Origin of the sequence: Streptococcus sp. 'group B' (assembly GCF_002073795.1) — a bacterium.
GTDB classification, from domain to species: domain Bacteria; phylum Bacillota; class Bacilli; order Lactobacillales; family Streptococcaceae; genus Streptococcus; species Streptococcus agalactiae.
Genome location: NZ_CP020432.1, coordinates 611680 through 628005, shown reverse-complemented (window position 1 = coordinate 628005; position 16326 = coordinate 611680). Strand labels below are relative to the sequence as shown.

At 34.9% G+C, this 16326-nt stretch carries 17 protein-coding genes; 1 reads left to right on the top strand and 16 read right to left on the bottom strand.

From position 1 onward, the window contains the following. Positions 1–10: 10 nt before the first annotated feature. From tadA to tgt, 5 genes are all read right to left on the bottom strand, one after another. The gene (gene tadA, locus A6J68_RS03555) at positions 11–517 is read right to left on the bottom strand and encodes a tRNA adenosine(34) deaminase TadA (RefSeq protein WP_001169006.1); all 507 of its coding nucleotides are present in this window, start codon (positions 515–517) and stop codon (positions 11–13) included. Next, on the bottom strand, positions 517–1293 hold the full coding sequence (locus A6J68_RS03550) for an MBL fold metallo-hydrolase (protein WP_000779461.1): 777 nt from the start codon (positions 1291–1293) through the stop codon (positions 517–519). Before A6J68_RS03550 ends, tadA begins: the two co-directional genes overlap by 1 nt. A gap of 138 nt (positions 1294–1431) precedes the next feature. Then, entirely contained in the window at positions 1432–1971 is a 540-nt protein-coding gene (locus A6J68_RS03545; protein WP_000469148.1) for a biotin transporter BioY, read from the bottom strand. A gap of 6 nt (positions 1972–1977) precedes the next feature. Further along, positions 1978–2289, bottom strand: coding sequence for a CHY zinc finger protein (locus A6J68_RS03540; protein WP_000983189.1), 312 nt, complete (start codon positions 2287–2289; stop codon positions 1978–1980). A 105-nt stretch (positions 2290–2394) separates the two neighbouring features. After that, on the bottom strand, positions 2395–3537 hold the full coding sequence (gene tgt / locus A6J68_RS03535; protein WP_000129511.1) for a tRNA guanosine(34) transglycosylase Tgt: 1143 nt from the start codon (positions 3535–3537) through the stop codon (positions 2395–2397). A gap of 186 nt (positions 3538–3723) precedes the next feature. Here tgt and A6J68_RS03530 point away from each other — a divergent pair, with 186 nt between their 5' ends. Then, positions 3724–4464, top strand: coding sequence for a DUF975 family protein (locus tag A6J68_RS03530; RefSeq protein ID WP_000185053.1), 741 nt, complete (start codon positions 3724–3726; stop codon positions 4462–4464). Positions 4465–4477: 13 nt separating this feature from the next. Here A6J68_RS03530 and A6J68_RS03525 read toward each other — a convergent pair whose 3' ends face one another. The 11 genes from A6J68_RS03525 to A6J68_RS03475 form a co-directional block, all read right to left on the bottom strand. Further along, positions 4478–5515 (bottom strand): sensor histidine kinase, encoded by a 1038-nt coding sequence (locus A6J68_RS03525; protein WP_000770243.1) that lies wholly within the window; start codon positions 5513–5515, stop codon positions 4478–4480. 1 nt (position 5516) lies between these two features. Further along, a complete protein-coding gene (locus A6J68_RS03520; protein ID WP_000192298.1) occupies positions 5517–6203 on the bottom strand; it encodes a response regulator transcription factor in 687 nt (228 codons plus the stop codon). Positions 6204–6315: 112 nt separating this feature from the next. Continuing rightward, positions 6316–7881 carry a plasminogen-binding protein PbsP gene (gene pbsP / locus A6J68_RS03515; protein WP_000703861.1) on the bottom strand — a complete coding sequence of 522 codons (1566 nt, stop codon included), beginning with the start codon at positions 7879–7881 and terminating at the stop codon, positions 6316–6318. A 152-nt stretch (positions 7882–8033) separates the two neighbouring features. Then, positions 8034–8513 carry a peroxide-responsive transcriptional repressor PerR gene (gene perR / locus A6J68_RS03510; protein WP_000377090.1) on the bottom strand — a complete coding sequence of 160 codons (480 nt, stop codon included), beginning with the start codon at positions 8511–8513 and terminating at the stop codon, positions 8034–8036. Between the two features lie 81 nt (positions 8514–8594). Further along, entirely contained in the window at positions 8595–9035 is a 441-nt protein-coding gene (locus A6J68_RS03505; protein WP_000262482.1) for a CoA-binding protein, read from the bottom strand. Between the two features lie 29 nt (positions 9036–9064). Beyond that, positions 9065–11707 (bottom strand): DNA polymerase I, encoded by a 2643-nt coding sequence (polA, locus tag A6J68_RS03500; RefSeq protein ID WP_000182600.1) that lies wholly within the window; start codon positions 11705–11707, stop codon positions 9065–9067. A 112-nt stretch (positions 11708–11819) separates the two neighbouring features. After that, positions 11820–12632 (bottom strand): Cof-type HAD-IIB family hydrolase, encoded by an 813-nt coding sequence (locus tag A6J68_RS03495; RefSeq protein ID WP_000593333.1) that lies wholly within the window; start codon positions 12630–12632, stop codon positions 11820–11822. 14 nt (positions 12633–12646) lie between these two features. Beyond that, on the bottom strand, positions 12647–13261 hold the full coding sequence (locus A6J68_RS03490) for a trimeric intracellular cation channel family protein (RefSeq protein ID WP_000020724.1): 615 nt from the start codon (positions 13259–13261) through the stop codon (positions 12647–12649). A gap of 109 nt (positions 13262–13370) precedes the next feature. Beyond that, on the bottom strand, positions 13371–13577 hold the full coding sequence (locus tag A6J68_RS03485; RefSeq protein ID WP_000683377.1) for a heavy-metal-associated domain-containing protein: 207 nt from the start codon (positions 13575–13577) through the stop codon (positions 13371–13373). A 40-nt stretch (positions 13578–13617) separates the two neighbouring features. Beyond that, entirely contained in the window at positions 13618–15852 is a 2235-nt protein-coding gene (locus tag A6J68_RS03480; protein WP_000013409.1) for a heavy metal translocating P-type ATPase, read from the bottom strand. 12 nt (positions 15853–15864) lie between these two features. Then, positions 15865–16281, bottom strand: a complete 417-nt coding sequence (locus A6J68_RS03475; protein ID WP_000155913.1) for a CopY/TcrY family copper transport repressor — start codon at positions 16279–16281, stop codon at positions 15865–15867. Positions 16282–16326 lie beyond the last annotated feature (45 nt).

The window sequence follows — 16326 nt, the reverse complement described above, 5'->3', positions numbered from 1 at the left end:
TTGCAAGCTATCAAATCTTAGTTTTTTCACTTAGTTTAGCTTCTTTCTTGCGTTGTCGTCCTTTTCGAAAGAAATCCTGCATTATTTTAGCGCATTGATCTTCTAAAATGCCGGTTTCAACTTCAACTCTATGATTAAGTCGGCTATCACTTAAAATATCATAGAGACTTCCCGCTGCTCCAAATTTCGTATTCTTAGCGCCATATATAACGTGGGGAATTCTAGCTAAGCCAATAGCTCCACTACACATTACACAAGGTTCTACAGTAACAAATAAAGTAGTATCTAATAAGCGCCAATTCCCTACCTTCTCATTTGCATTGTTAATAGCCATGATTTCAGCATGTAAAATAGCTTTATTAAACTCTTCACGAGCATTATGTCCTCTTCCAATAATATGACCATCTTTTACAATGACACAACCTATAGGAATTTCTTCTTTCTCTAAGGAGGATTTTGCCTCCTTTAGAGCTTCTGTCATAAACCATTCTTTTTCTTCTTGGGTAAATTTCTGCATTATAGTTTTCCTAAGTCCCAAGATTTATGTGGCTGAGCTAAATCAACAGAGATGCCACCTGCATACTTTTCAGACTGTAGTCGAAGTTCTTCCAAATGATTTTCGGGGTTTATTCCTTCTCCCGGAAACTGCGGAACATGTGTTAAAACTAATTTCTTAACTTTAGCGTTATAAGCAATCTCACCTGCTTCTTTACTAGTCAAATGTGCAATATGATTTTCATTTCCCTCGTAAAGATAAACGTCTGCTAAAAATAAATCTGCGCCTTTTGTAAAAGGTACAAGGTCAGCAAAATACCCAGAATCTCCTGTAAAGACTAATACTTGACCAGTTTCTCTTTCTGTAATCCTCATGGCATAGCAGACGACTGGGTGGACTGTTTTGATAAACGTAATATTGAAGGGACCAACTTGCTCAACTCCATTGGTATGATAAGCAATTCCTTGAGCAACGTTAGGTAATGTCAATTTAGAAAACTCATAATCATCCTCATTATGTCCATAAACTGGCAATACTTTGGGTTCCCATTTATCTTTAGGGTATAGCAAACGATAATGATACAACACACCCAAATCTGCTACATGATCTGGATGATAATGACTGATGATAACTGCATCCAAATCCAACGGGCTTATTTCTTTTTCTAACTCATTGATTGAACGACTTCCCGCATCTATTAATAAGTGAAAATTATTTTCTCCAGTTAATAGAAAACTTGTGGTTCCTCCATCTTTATAAGGATAACCACCCCAACAACCTAACGTTGTTAATTTCATGATAATCCCCTCCTTACTGATTTAATGCTATTATACCAAATTTTGTTAAGAATAACTGTTTTAGATTTTATGCACAAAAAAGACTAGTAAATCTAAATTTTTAGATCTACTAGTCCATCTAAAATATAGCAATCTTGATTATTTTTCAGTCAAGAAAAAACTATCTTTATATTTAACAGCAACAACAGCAGCTATAATGGCTTTTATTGTATCTCCTGGGAGAAATACTAAGTTTTGAAGAAGTGATTTATCTAATGGGATGTTCATATAAGATGCCAGCCAAACTGCTCCTGCTACATCTACAAAAAGGACCCCTGCTAGCCATACAATAAGGAAAATAGCTATAAAATTCTTTTTATTTACTAATTTTACACCATATGAGATAAGCAAAGGAACAAACAACCAAGCAATAACATAACCAGCTGTTGGTCCTGTCAATACAGGTATAGTCGAACGTAAACCTGAGAATACAGGAATAACTAAACCGACAAGAAAGAAGAGCAAAATAGATAAACTCCCTTTTCTTCCGCCCAAAATAACACCAGCCATCATAACCCCTAGGTTTTGTAAGACGATAGGGACCGGAATGAAACCAAGTGGTAGAGCAGGAATGAAACCAAGTACCACCAATAAAGTAGCCATCATAGCCATCTGGATTAGGCTTTTTGTGTGAAACATTAAAAATTACTCCTTCGAAAAATAAATAGAATCATGGCGTTGACAATTTGGATTAAAAAGCATACGACAATAAGGACAAAAACCAGTTTTATACTCTTTTAATGTCAACATCTGACGACAAGAACCGCATAAGACAGGAAACATTTCATCAGATTTTGTTGCTGCAAAACAATGCTCCTCGAGTGCATCATGACATTTATAACAAGCATAATATTTTTGACAAACAGCACATTTTAAAGCGACAATATCCAATTTAGTATGATAGTGGTAACAGCGGCTGCTACTATCAAGACCAATACCAAAGTACTCTTGCATCATGATTCCTCCTATAACATATTATACAAAAGTTTTTCTATTGTCAACTTTTTTTAAAACGCGGTTAACAAACAGATCAAAAAAAGCCCTGTTTTACCAGGAACTTTTTTAAAAATTACGGTTATTCGTGCCATAACCATAGCGCTCCATAAAATCTTGACGGAACTCTAGAAGATTATCATCCATAATAGCTTGTCTGACATCTTTCATAAGATTGACAAGGAAATAAAGATTATGGTAACTAGTCAAACGAATACCAAAAGTTTCATCTGCTTTCAATAAGTGACGGATATAAGCGCGTGTATAATTTTTACAAGTATAGCAATCACAATTTGGATCAAGAGGCGTAAAATCTTCTGCAAATTTAGCATTCTTAACAACTAAACGACCTTGACTTGTCATACATGTCCCATTTCGAGCAATACGAGTAGGTAAGACGCAGTCAAACATATCTACTCCTCGGATAACGGCGTCTATTAAACTATCTGGTGCACCAACTCCCATCAAATAACGAGGCTTATCATTCGGAAGCATTGGAACAGTAAAATCAAGAACTGCATTCATCTCATCATGTGTTTCTCCGACCGCAAGCCCTCCAATTGAATAACCTGGAAAATCCATCGATACTAAATCTCGTGCTGATTGACGACGTAAATCCTCAAACCCTGCCCCTTGAACAATACCAAATAGTCCTTGATCATGAGGACGGCGGTGGGCATTTAATCCACGTTCTGCCCAACGGCTTGTTCGCTCAATTGATTTTTTTACATAATCATAAGGCTGGTAAAATTGTGGACACTCATCAAAACTCATCATAATATCAGAACCAAGGTTATTTTGAATTGAAATAGCTTTTTCTGGTGATAAAAACATTTTCGCACCATTTAAATGGTTTTTAAAGGTTACTCCTTCTTCAGTGATGTTTCGACTATCAGCCAAAGAATAAACCTGAAAGCCTCCACTGTCTGTTAGAATAGCCTGATCCCAGTTCATGAATTTATGTAAACCTCCAGCTTTAGCAATCAATTCATCACCTGGACGTAACCATAAATGGTAGGTATTTGATAGAATAATTCCTGAACCCATTTCTTTTAGTTCTTCAGGAGATTGTGTCTTAACAGTTGCTTGTGTCCCAACAGGCATAAACATTGGTGTCGGAAATGTACCATGTGGTGTGATTATTTCACCAAGTCTGGCTCCTGTGTGTTTTTCCTGTTTAATTAATCGATATTTTATTGGATGATCAGTCATCGTTTTCTCCTTGCTTCCATGAAAAACAGTCATGGGCTTTAGTGCTAATCAATATCTAAATGTAATACTTTGTATTAATTTCTTTTTTAGCCATTAAGATTTTATCAAAAAAATGTACTCTTGTCATGCTCATCTTAAGGAATGTGTTATAATGAAATGAATTGTACTTTTATGTATGGAGGAGATATGACGAATTCAGAAATTAAAAATGAGGCAAAAACTATATTAAGCAATCTTCAAGGTAAGAATCAACTTTTTTTACTCCCGATTCTTCTTAGTATTATTACGTTATATATATCATTTTATTATCAATATAATAATATGACACTACTTGATTTTTTTGTACCTCTTCCAGTTTATTTCTTTTACACACTTTTTATTATTTCAGTCAGTTTTGTAATGTTAGATGTCGTCAAAAATCAGAAACTAAACGTTAGATTCTCGGACAATACTTATGTATTTTCAAGCCATATTTTCTGGAAATTACTCTCAGTACTTGTTCTAAAAGGACTAATTTTATCTTTCTTTTATCTACTAAGTACTTTTGGTCTACTAATCATCATTTCAAGTTTTAGGCTACTTTTGAGTGGTAACCTTATCCTTGCCCCTGTTTTAATAGTTGTTAGTAGCCTAATTACTACTAAGGCAGTTATAAAACTCGTTCAACAATATTACTCCTATAGTATCTCAACTTTAGTATTTTACACTCAATTAGAAAGTGGAAACTATGAGGGACCATCTAAAGTACTAGTTGCTAGTCGAGAACTAATGAATGGTAATAAACTTAGACTCTTCCTTTTAGACTTAAGTTTTATTGGTTGGCATTTCCTTACAATCTTCAGTTTCGGATTAGTCTATATCTATCTCCTTCCTTACCAAACTACTGCGCGCTTAATCTTTTATAGAAACATTACAAAAAATAGCTAGGAATAATTCCTAGCTATTTTTGTAATTTAAGTACTAAAGAGAACTTACTGCCTTTTTGATACTGACTTTCGACCAAAATATCACCATTCAGTTGATGTGCAAGTTGTCGCGCAATATAAAGACCTAGGCCATGTCCTCCTGTCTTCATATTTCGTGAAGATTCTACACGATAAAAACGATTAAAAATAGAAGCAAGATCTTCATCTTTTATCCCATAGCCTTGGTCAATAATATCGATAACGATATCTTGACGATTTGAATAGGCCTTGATAGTCAAGGGACTTCCAGGATCAGAATATTTGACTGCATTGCTAATCAAATTCAATAAAATTCGTGATAATTTATCATATTGACTAGATAATTTCGAAACATCTGGCGCAACATCAATCATTACTTGCCGATTTTCTTTTTCAAACACCAATTGAAATTCAGATAAAATATCAATCAGTAGTTTATCCAGATAAATTGTTTCTTCTTTATGAGGTTCAGCCGTGTCTGACATAGTCTCTAATGTAATAAAACTTAATTCTTCAACTAGATGGTTAAGACGGTTTGTTTGACGAGAAATGGTATTGAGATAATAGTTAACTTCTTCTTCAGATATAATACCATCTAAAATACCTTCTACTGTTGATTGTATAGAGGTAATTGGAGTCTTGATATCATGTGAAAGTTGTGCAATCATCATTGTTTTTTCGCGTTCACTCTCGTTTAGAGATTTAAACGTTGACTCTAACTCTGAAGACATTTGGTTAAAGGCTGTCTCTAAATCCTTGAATTCTTGTGGTGAACAAATTTGTGCTTTTGTATCAAAACGTCTTTGAGAAATATCCTTCATTTTTTGTTTTAACTTTTTCAAAGATGTAAATACACTTGATAATAAGAACAAATTAACTATACCACCTACGATACAGGCAATAATTGTAACTGAAAGGATGTAGTAAACACCTCGAGTCTCAATCAGCATATGATTAAGCCCAAAGAAAACACCTGCTACAGTTATTAACATAGAAATAAGGTAACCAATAACAATATAATATTTTAATTTCATTTTATTCCTCTAATTTATACCCTAATCCCCAAACTGTTTTGATAGTTGGGGTATTGTCTGTACTAAATTTAGCAAGGTCATTGCGTAAGGCATGGATATGAACATTCAAAGTATTAGTGTCATCTAAAAATTCTTCGCCCCAGACACGTTCATAAAGCTCTGTTTTTGAAAAAACACGATTCAAATGATTTGCTAATATCCAAAGCAAGTCAAATGATTTATTGGTTAAGGAAATTGTATTGCAGTCTACCATTACCAAACGTTGTTTTTGGTCGATAACCAAATCACCAATCGTCAATACTTCAGATTGTTGATGATTCCCATAGATACGTCTTAGAATATTTTTAACACGTAAAACTAATTCCCTAGGACTGAAAGGCTTGGAAATAAAGTCATCTGCACCCATACTCAAAGAGTAAATTTTATCTGGTTCAGATACTTTAGCGGTTATAAAGAGAAAAGGTTGGTTGGGTTCTCGAACTAGAACTTCACTAATAAAATCATAGCCATCCATTTTAGGCATCATAATATCACTAATAATTAGGTCAAAACGATTCTCATCTACCTCTTTGAGTGCTTCTATGCCATCCGCAGCTACTGACACTTCATATCCTGCTTGCTCTAGATAACGTCTATTAATATCAATAATTTCAAATTCATCGTCAACTAATAATAATTTTTGTGTCATTCTACTCTCCTAATGAGTCAAAATAGTGCTATACCTCTAGTATAACACTATTTTACCACGATAACCCTCAATAATTTTAAACAAATTTGGTGTTCTGAATTAAATACTATCCCTATCTTTGTTTAGATTTTTTAAGGCCTAGCGCAGTTAGACCTGTCGCAAAGGCTAGACTAAGCATACCTAGCACACCTACATTTTGTTGCTTTGTTTCACCTGTATTAGGTAAATTTTTAGACATCATAGACATTTTTTTACCAGCTTTATCATTTGATTTGGCTTGTGATGACATTTGCATATTAGCTGACATCTTGTTGTTAGACATCATCATACCGGTATTTATTTTAGATGAAGTCATTTCTTTCTTCATAGGCATTGTCATCTTATCTTTTTTCATCATCATTGATGTGCTATTCATATCTTTTTTAGCGACATTAATATGAATCATCACTGTCTTTTGTCCTAAAATAGTATTCATATCAACTTTGCCATCTTTCGTACCATAAATAGTAATAGTTGCTTGATAAGTATGGCTTCCATTTGCCTTAATTTGATCTAAGAGAGCTTGGCCTTTTTTACCGGCTGTATTGCCATTAAGAGAGACTTGGTAGAAGTATTTACCCTTAGTTAAATCTTTTAACGGTAATAATGGACTATTTTTATCAACACCATTGTCTGACCATTTTGCTCCCTCTGAAGCTTTAAGGATTAAACGCGTTAACATGCCATCTCCACCAAACGCTTCATATGGAATCGTTTCGTTAACACCTGCTAAAAATGGACCTTTAGCTTTTGCAGCACTAACATATTTTGCTGGGACGTCTACTTTTTCTTTAAAGGCCATCTTTAGAGAATTTTTTACTTCCATATCAGTTGTAATGTGAGGAATGTTAATGGTTACCATTTTTTGGCTAATCATGTTTTTTAAATCAACTTTACCATCTTTAGCACCATAAACTCTAATTGTGGCTTGGTAGCTATGTTTATCATTAGCTTTAATTTGATCTAAGAGAGCTTGCCCCTCTTTACCTGTCGTATTACCATTTAAAGAAACTTGATAGAAATATTTACCTTTAGTTAAGCCTTTCAATGGTAATAATGGACTATTTTTATCAACACCATTGTCTGACCATTTTGCTCCCTCTGAAGCTTTAAGGATTAAACGCGTTAACATGCCGTCTCCACCAAACGCTTCATATGGAATCGTTTGATTTACACCTGCTAGAAATGGGCCATTCCCTTTTGCTGCATTAACATAATGAGCCGGAACGTCTACTGTCTGTTTAAAAGCAGTATCAGTTGATTTCTTTACCTCATCTACACTAGTCGTTTTGGTCATCGCTACAGGTGTCGGCGTTGCCATCATTTTTCTAACAGAGGTAGCCACCATCATAGGTTTGTCACTCGTTTTTTCAACTTTTGCCATATTTTGCATTTTAGGCATTTCTGAACTTGTCTCCATCGTAGTAACTTTTGATAATGCCTTATCAGTACTACTTTCTACATTTGTAGAAGTGTTAGCTGTTGGGGCTGTAATGGTTGTTTTAGGTTGGGACATCTCATCTGCTGAAACAATATGAGATTGCCCTAAAGCAACAATGCTTCCACTAGCAATCATTACAGATGCAGCTCCAACTTTCAATCGGCGAATTGACCATTTATTGTATTGTGATATTTTCATAAGGGATTCCTCTTTCTTTTTGTTAATGAGAGTATACCAACAAAAAATAAATCATTTTTTAAGCAATTATAAATTATTTCTTAATTATTACTTAGTAAAACTTAAACTTTTTCTCTTAGTCTAGAAACAAAAAAAGATTGAACAATTACGTTTCAATCTTTTTTATATTTATCCTTACGCTTCCTCTGACACTCCGGACAGATACCATAAGCTACTAACTGAACTCTAGTCACTTCAAAACCTGTTTGTTGGTGTGCTTCTCTAGAAATATCCAATAAGTCAACATCGACAAAATCAACGATTTTCCCACAATCTTCACAGGCAATGTTTAGGTGCTGATGCCCCATAAAATCATAATAAGTTGTACTATAATTGCAAAGTTTTAGCTCTGTCACAAACCCCTCATCCACAAGGACCTTAAGGTTATTGTAAACTGTTGCCAAGCTCATGTTAGGATATTCTGGTAATAAATCATTGTAAATCTTTTCTGCACTCGGATGCTCACGACTATTAACCATATAGGAAATAATAGCTTTTCGAGTCTCAGTAATTCGAATACGTTTTTCACGGAGATGCTCTAGGACGTTTTCATAAGCATCGAGAGGTCTATGACCATGTGAATGACTGTCCATAGGACTCCTTTCCAGCACGAACTTTAATTTAGCATGGTTATTATAGCATAATTTATATTATTTGCCTATTAAACACGGTAATTAGTTAGTTTCTGAGTGTAATTTTTGGTATTCAACTTTCAGACATTTATTCATGACAATCTGTTTGTGTCCTGCTTGCTTTAGAATTGTCTCTGCTTCTTGACTTTCAAGTCCAAGCTGAGCCCAGAAAATATCAGCGTCTACTTCTAAAAATTCTCTTGCAATATCAGGTAAATACTCGCTACGTCGAAAAATATTAACAATATCAATATGTTCAGTGACATCCTTAAGTGAGGCATATGTCATTTGCCCAAGTATTTTCTGTCCTGCATTTTTAGGATTAACTGGAATAATTTGATAACCTGCTTCTTGCATTATTTTTGATACTTGATAAGCTGCAGTTTCTTGACGGTCTGACAATCCTACAACTGCGATGGTCTTTGCTTTTGTTAAATAATTTTTTAACATAAAATCACTTAGATTTTGAAAATGATAAACCATATTAATGACTCCTTTACGTATGTTGTCCACTACTTCGCTTCATACCAAGTCTCACCTGCGTTCTCATCTGCAATCAAAGGTACCGATAAACTAATTGCTGACTCCATTGTTTTTGTAACCAACTCCTTGATTGCTCCTATCTCCTCGTTAGGGACTTCAAGTACAATTTCATCATGAACTTGCAACAGCATTTTTGATTTATAACCACCTTTATCAAGTACCCTATCTAAATTTATCATTGCAATTTTAAGAATATCAGCTGCACTTCCTTGGATTGGTGAATTGATTGCTGTGCGCTCTGCAAATTGGCGAATGTTAAAATTACGAGAATTAATATCTGGTAGTGAACGACGACGATGGAAAAGTGTTTCAACGTAACCCTTATCTTTTGCTTCACGAACAACTGTTTCCATATAGTTTTTTATTCCAGGATAACGCTCAAAATAGGTGTCAATATATTGCTTCGCTAGTTTACGAGGTATTCCTAAATTATGCGATAGACCAAAATCTGAAATACCATAAACAATTCCAAAGTTAACAGCCTTAGCATTTCGACGATCATTGGGAGTGACATTCTCAGGTTTTTCGATACCAAAAACACGCATAGCTGTTGAAGTATGAATATCTGCTCCCTCTTTAAAGGCAGCGATCAAATGTTCGTCTTTTGAAATATGTGCTAACACGCGCAATTCTATTTGAGAATAATCTGAACTCAATAAAACAGCATTGTCTTCTGATGGAACAAAAGCCTTTCGGATAAGCCGTCCTTGCTCTAGTCTAACTGGTATATTTTGAAGGTTTGGGTCAGAACTTGAAAGACGACCTGTCTGAGTCAAATCTTGAACATAACGTGTATGAATTTTACCATCTTCTAAAATATAATCTTGTAAACCAATAATATAGGTTGATTGCAATTTAGTGATTTGACGGTACTCTAAAATTTTAGTTACAAGAGGAGAAATCGGAGCTAAGCGCTCTAATACATCTACTGCAGTTGAATAACCTGTTTTTGTTTTTTTAGTCATTTCTACAGGAAGACCTAACGTTTCAAACAACAACTTTCCTAACTGTTTTGGAGAATTAATATTAAACTCTTGCCCAGCCAATTCATAGATCTCTTGTGTTAAGGTTTCGATGACTTTTTGATTTTCAATAGCCATTTCATTCAAGGTATTTTTCTTAACCTTAATACCTCGAATTTCCATTTTAGCTAAAACATTCGCTAAAGGTTGCTCCATTTCAAACAGCAATTCTTCTTGCTCATTAGCTTTAAGCTGTTGCATAACATTAGCCTCAGAATCCACTAAAACTTTTACTTTTTTAGCTAGATGCTCAAGAAATCGTGTTTTTTCTGGTATAGCGCGTTTAGCACCTTTCCCATAAACAGCATCATCAGTATCCAGTGGCAGATTTGTATATAACCTAGCAATTGTTGATACTAGATTATCCTCAGTAGTAGACAAAAGGTACTTGGCCAATCTAGTATCAAAGGCTGGCTCTGGTAAATCAATATTAAAACGATTTAAAAGGACCTTACTTCTTTTAAAATCATAAGTTTTGATAGGTTTTGATAAAGCTTTTTTAAATAAAGCTTCTTGCAATAACGATACATCACTAGTAGCGTAGATTGTATCGCTATTTCCCCAAGCTATCCCAATTAAATCTTCTACGTGGTAGTTATCACCTAACATCTCAAAGTAATAAAAATCATTATCGGAGAACATTTCTGGTTTTAATTGCTCCACTTCAGTAAAGTCAACCTCAAAATCTTCCTGACTTGTCTCCTCACCCAGAGCTGCTTTAAACTGTTTAAAATCCATCTCATCATAAAATTGAGACAAGGCTTTTATATCTTGCGGTCCACTATAAAGGATATCTTCTAAGCCGATTGTTATAGGTGATGCTATGTTGATTGTAGCTAGGGTCTTTGATAAGAAAGCTTGCTCCTTATCATTGATAAGGTTTTCTTTCATCTTAGACTGTTTCATAGCCTCAATATTTTCATAGATCCCTTCTAAGGAACCATATTCTGATAGCAACTTCAAGCCAGTTTTTTCACCGATTTTAGTAACCCCAGGAATATTATCTGATTTATCTCCCATCAAAGCTTTTAAATCAATAAATTGACTCGGCGTAATTCCCATTTTTTCCATAAGGTAAGCTGGCGTGAATTCTTCAAACTCAGCAACTCCCTTTTTAGAGATTTCTACTACCGTGTTAGTGTCTGTTAATTGAATTAAATCTTTATCCCCAGAAACCACCGTTATATCAAAATGCTCTTTACTAGCTTCGGCTTGTTTTGCAAGAGTACCAATGATATCATCGGCTTCATAATGTTCCAATTCATAATGTTTGATGCCTAAGACATCTAATTGTTGACGAATATAAGGAAATTGTTCACGAAATTCATCCGGAGTTTTAGCACGCCCACCTTTATAATCTGCATACATTTCCGTACGGAAAGTAGTTTTTCCAGCATCAAAAGCCACTAAAATATGACTAGGCTGGACACGACCTAAAATATGATTCAACATCAAATGGAAACCATATATGGCATTAGTATGAAGTCCAGAATTGTTTTTAAAGCGGTCAATTTGATTATAAAGAGCAAAAAAAGCACGAAAGGCTACAGATGAGCCATCAATTAAAAGTAATTTATTCTTGTTTGTCATAGGTCTATTATAGCATAAGCTATCTGTAAACTTCTGAATTTTGTTAGTTTATTAAACAAAAGAACCCTAAACAAACAGTGTTTAAAGTTCCTTTTATTATTCTATATCTATTTTAACGTAAAGCATAGTCATAAATAGCTTTAGCAACCCCGGCTTGGTTATTATCCACCGTTATATATTTACATCTAGATTTAATCTCATCTGATGCATTCCCCATAGCAACGCTATTGGGAACTAAATCTAATAATTCAATATCGTTAGGAGCATCACCAATAGCCATAACTTGATTAATATCCAGTCCTAATTTTGCTATCAAGGATTTTAAGCCTCTTGCTTTTGTTACTCCTTGAGGCATAATCTCATAAATATAGTCTTGGCTTCGAACTCCACTAAATTTCGAGATTAAGGCTTCTTCAACAGCTTCTTGAAAAGCAGTTACATCTGCATCTAATCCCATGTACATTGCTTGAAAGACAATTTCTTCTTGATTGCGAAGAGCATCTAAACTTATTGACTTTGCTTTTGTAAAAACTAAATCAGCATCATAAGCAACAATTTCAGGAACTTCCTCACCAACAGCGTAAAATGTATTTTCAGCTGTTAACGTTAAACAAACGTTGGGAAATTCTTTAACAACCTCCTCAAGAAAGATGAGTTCATCATGTGTTAAAGTTGCAGAATCAATCAATTGCCAATCTTTCGTGCTATAAGTGCTACAACCATTATTCATGATAATATACTCCTCTTTTGTTAAACCTAGTTCATTAAAATAAGGAAGTATACCTGACATCGGTCGCCCAGTACACAGTACAATTTTAATACCTGCTTGAGTTGCTTCTTTAATAGCTTGGATATTTTCCTTTGGAATTTTCTTTTCATCATTTAAAAGCGTTCCATCCATATCAATAGCAATTAATTTTATCATCTCTTTCTCCTCTATCATTTCTTACGTGGTCTGACAACTGGCAAGTGCCATTGTTTCTTATACCCCAACATCCTTAGGCTAGTTACAACTAACACTAACAAATAATAGTCAGTTGTTGTTTTAGCAATTTTAAAATATAAAATGATCCCCACTAATATTGACCAACCTGCATATATTTCACTTCTTAGTACCCCAGGTTTTCGGCCAGCCAGAACATCTCTGACAATACCACCACCTGCACCAGTTAGTACTGCTGCGACAATGACAGCACTAAGAGGTTGATGAGATTGAGTCGCATATAGTGCTCCTTGAACACTAAACGCTGCTAACCCAATAGCATCTGATACAACTTCGGCATCCCGTCCCTTACCACTCAACAAGTTAGGGAAAATCATAATAAACAAAATAGCTGCTGCTGCTGCATAAAAAGCAATTCCTTGACTCCAAAGTGTTTCAATAGGCAAGCCAATTAGTACATTTCTAATAGCTCCACCACCAAATGCCGTTACAAAACCTAAGATAAAAAGCCCTAGAACATCAAATTCTTCCTCAATCGCCACAATAGCTCCCGAACTTGCAAAAGCTACGGTTCCAACCAAACTTAAAATGTTCCAAATATCGATTGACATCTGCACTCCTCACAACTAATTCTATTCTAGTTTATCATTTTTAGAATAAAAAAGAAGTGAGAAACTGCTCAAATTAAGAAATTAAAAGCTGTAACCACTTCTTTAGTTATTAATTTATTTCCTCTTCTAGTGAATACTTTGTGTCTTTTAAAGAACGTTTTAAAAGACATTTGAATGTTTTTCCACTTACGACAACTTGATTTTTAGTCAAATCAACATTAACCTCGTCAACACCCATCACACTTGATAACTTATCAGAAACTGTTTTGGCACAACCATCACATTTCATGCCACTAACTCGATAGGTATGTTTCATATTCTTCTCCCTTCATAAAAATTCAGTCTTATTATCTTTATTATTTTAAGACTTTTAAGCGAAGTGCGTTTAAAACTACTGAAACTGAACTAAACGCCATAGCTAAGCCTGCCAACATAGGATTGAGTAAGGGACCACCAAAAAGATGTAAAACACCCATTGCCACTGGAATCGCTAAAACGTTATAAAAGAAAGCCCAAAATAAATTTTCCTTAATAATTTGAATCGTTTGTTTACTGATAGTCATTGCTTTTAAGAGATCTGTTAACTCAGGTTTCATCAACACGATATCTGCTGATTCAATAGCAATATCTGTTCCAGAACTCATAGAGATACCTACATCACTGCTAGCTAGCGCAGGAGCATCATTGATGCCATCACCAACCATCGCAATCTGTCCGCCTTTTTCTTTAAGTTCTAAAATAACGTTTGCTTTCTGATCAGGTAAAACTTCTGAAACAACTGTCGTGATACCCAATTTTTGTGCTATGGCATCTGCACTAGCCTTATTATCACCAGTAAGTAAAACTAAATTAAATCCTAATCTTTGTAACTGCTTAACTGTTTCTTGGCTATCTGTCTTTAGCTGGTCCGTTAAAGTTATTAAACCGCTCAACACTCCATTTTCGGAAACGTAAACCACAGTTTGTGCTTCTTCTTGAGCTATTTCTATATCAGCCTTTGCTAAATCTAAATTAACATCGTTCTTAGTCATTAAGTTAGCATTACCTACAAGCATAGTTTTACCATTAATAATTGCACTCAAACCGTAACCCAAAATATTTTTAAAAGCCATGACTTCCCTTAAGGGAAGTTCTTTCTCTTTTGCTTTGTTAACAATTGTTTGGCTAAGTGGATGATTTGAAAGTTTTTCTACTGATGCTACTTGACCTAAAAACTCCTCTTTATCTACCCCATATGTTTTGATAGCAACTACTTCTGGTTTCCCTTTGGTCAAGGTTCCTGTTTTATCAAAAACTATTGTATCAATGTGGTGAGCCTTTTCCAACACTTCACCACCTTTAAATAAAATACCATTCTCAGCTGCTTTACCACTAGCCACCATAATAGCTGTAGGAGTTGCTAACCCTAAAGCACATGGACAAGCAATCACTAAGACTGCAATCATAATCTTCAGAGAGAAGGCAAAACTTTGCCCCAGAATTAAGTACCAACTCAAACCTGATAAAATTGCAATGACAATAACAAAAGGGACAAAGACTCCTGATACTTTGTCTGCTAAGTTAGCAATTGGAGCCTTACTTGCCTGTGCAACTTCTACTAAGTTAATAATTTGTGATAGAAGGGAACCGCCAGCTTCTTTTTCAACGAAAATCGTTAAGCTACCTTGCCCATTAATGCTGGCACCGTAAACCTTACTACCAACCTTTTTTTCAACTGGAATACTTTCACCTGTTAACATGGATTCATCAATACTTGATTCTCCTGCTACAACATGGCCATCAAGAGGAATTTTTTCTCCAGGTTTGACAAGAATTGTTTCACCTATTTTAACTTTATCCAAAGGAACCATATAGTCTTCACCATCTTTGATAACTCTTGCTTCTTTTGCTGATAAAGTTAATAATTTTTCAATTGAGGCCGAAGTACGCCCTTTGGATAATATTTCAAAATATTTTCCTAGAGTAATAAGTGTTAAAATAACTGCAACAGATTCGAAATAAAGCTGGTGAGCGTAGTGTATGTCACCCTGTAATATTTCGTACAATCCATATAAGCTATAAATGAAAGCCGCTGTTGTGGCTATAGCAACTAATGAATCCATATTGGGATGCCTTTTAAAAAGTGCTTTAAAACCATTTTGGTAAAAGATACGCCCAAAATACATCACCGGTAGTGTTAACAATAATTGTATCACACCATAGTTTAGAGGTCCCTTATCTGGCATCAAAAATGATGGTAACCATAAGTTAATCATTGGCCCCATGGAAATATAGAGAAGAGGTATAGTTGCAACTGCTGACATCCAAAAGCGATGCCACATCTTTTCAATTGCTAATTGGTGCCGTTCAGATTGGCTTTTAGAAGTTTCCTCTTTGAAAAGCGATGCTTCGTATCCAGTCTCAGAAACACACTCTTCAATCACGTTTGGCGATAAGGTTGTATCATCAAACGTAACTGTCATTTTCTCTGTTGCTAAATTTACTACTGCACTATCCACATGGTCTAACTTGTTGACAGCTTTTTCTATCGTTAAAGCACAAGATGCACAAGTCATCCCATCAATCAAAAATGTTTCTTTTCTATTAGCCATATTTTCTCCTTTCTAATGGCATTGACACTGACCAGGAATGCAATTACAAGCTACACGTTCAAGTGTTTTGCCTTTCTTAGCTTCTAGTGATGCTTGCAAATTTAATCGATCCTTCTCTGTCATTGGTATACTTTCCAATAAGTGTCTAACAATAGCAACATGTTTGGTCTGGCAAACTTTCTGCAATACACTATCTACCTCTGACATCATAGCTAAATCTTCATCAATTAAAGAAGAATAGCTAAATCCTTTTCCCATTTTTTCTCTGCTCACGTAGCCTTTATCTAAGAGCCTTCTTAATAAGGTTTTGACAGTTGAAGGAGTCCAATCATACTTCTCTAGTAAAACTGCTAGTATCTCATTACTGGTTGTATTCTGCTGTGCCCAAACCACTCTCATAATTTCCCATTCTGCGTTTGAAATAGTCATTTTCTCACCTCTTTCGATTTACGTTTGTAAACCAATTTTAGCAAA